2 protein-coding genes are annotated in these 1,061 nt (G+C 70.4%); one reads left to right on the top strand and one right to left on the bottom strand.

Annotated elements, in window-relative coordinates:
* Positions 1 to 143: 143 nt before the first annotated feature.
* Complete coding sequence (locus ACZ5CR_RS47165) at positions 144 to 548, bottom strand: ATP-binding protein (protein WP_468870234.1); 405 nt, start codon at positions 546 to 548, stop codon at positions 144 to 146.
* 334 nt (positions 549 to 882) lie between these two features.
* Between ACZ5CR_RS47165 and ACZ5CR_RS47160 the strand changes: the two genes are divergently transcribed.
* Positions 883 to 1,061 (top strand): helix-turn-helix transcriptional regulator (locus tag ACZ5CR_RS47160; protein ID WP_468870236.1); only part of this gene is annotated, 179 nt, incomplete at its 3' end.

Here is a 1,061-nt window from a genome sequence, read left to right as displayed (position 1 = left end):
GAGTGTCAAGGGTGGAGCGCAGCGGAATCGGCGTAGCCGACGCGACGCAGGAGCGCCCTTGACTCCCGGCCCGCAACCGCCAACCTCCGGACAACCGGGCGGCCCCGGCACCAACACCACCACAGGCCCAGCAACGCCCCCGCTCACCCCGCCGGGCAACAGCACTCGACCCACAGCACCTTCCCCCGCTGGCCGAACAAGTCATCGCCCAGGAGGAAGCCGCCCCACGCTGTCGCCCACTCCGCCACCAGGCGCAGCCCCCGGCCGCCCTCGGCCCCCTCTGCGAGGGGCGGCAGGCCTGCGGGTGGGCAGGCGAAAGGGGGTGGGATGTGCGGGTCGGTGTCCCATACGCCCACCCGTACGCCCCGCCCGCCGGGCAGTCCCCGGAGACGTAGCGCGGCGGGTCCTTCCGTATGCCGGTAGGCGTTCGTCACCAGCTCCGAGGTCAGGAGTTCAGACGCGTCCGCCAGCTCTCCGAGGCCATACCCGGACAACACCGCACGCAGCGTCTGCCGCGCGATGCGGGGCGCGCGGGGATCGTGGGGCAAGTGGAGGGCGTATGACCAGACTTCGGGTGCGGCCGGATTGGGGGTGGGTGGAGTTAGCGTGACGGTGACCATGCGTGCCTCCGGGCGTTGTGCGGTACGCCATGCGCGTGGGACGGACTCGGTCAACTCGGCAGCCTCGCCTCAGCGGTGGCAGTGCCGCGCACCCTTGCGGGCGTGCGGTGCACTTCCGCCTTACGGACCAAGGCAGTTGGAGCGGAACGCGTCTCACGGTAGGCCCACTGATGGCCTATATTCCATCGATAGATGGAAAGGAAGGCCATAGCCACTCGTGTGAGTGACCCGGCGGCTCCGCGCCCGCCCTGAAGGGAGATTGATGCCGTCCAGCAAGACACCCACGCTGCGCCAGCAGCGGCTCGGCTCGGAACTGCGGAAACTCCGTGACCGCGCCGGGCTCTCCACCGTCCAGGCCGCGGCCCTGCTGGGCGTCAACCAGTCACGCATCAGCAATATCGAGGCAGGTCGGTACGCCGTGGGCGCCGGCCGCGTTCGCGC

Source organism: Streptomyces sp. NPDC031274, from assembly GCF_055570235.1.
Note: the sequence above shows the minus strand (reverse complement) of the source record. Positions and strands in the feature narration are given on the sequence as shown.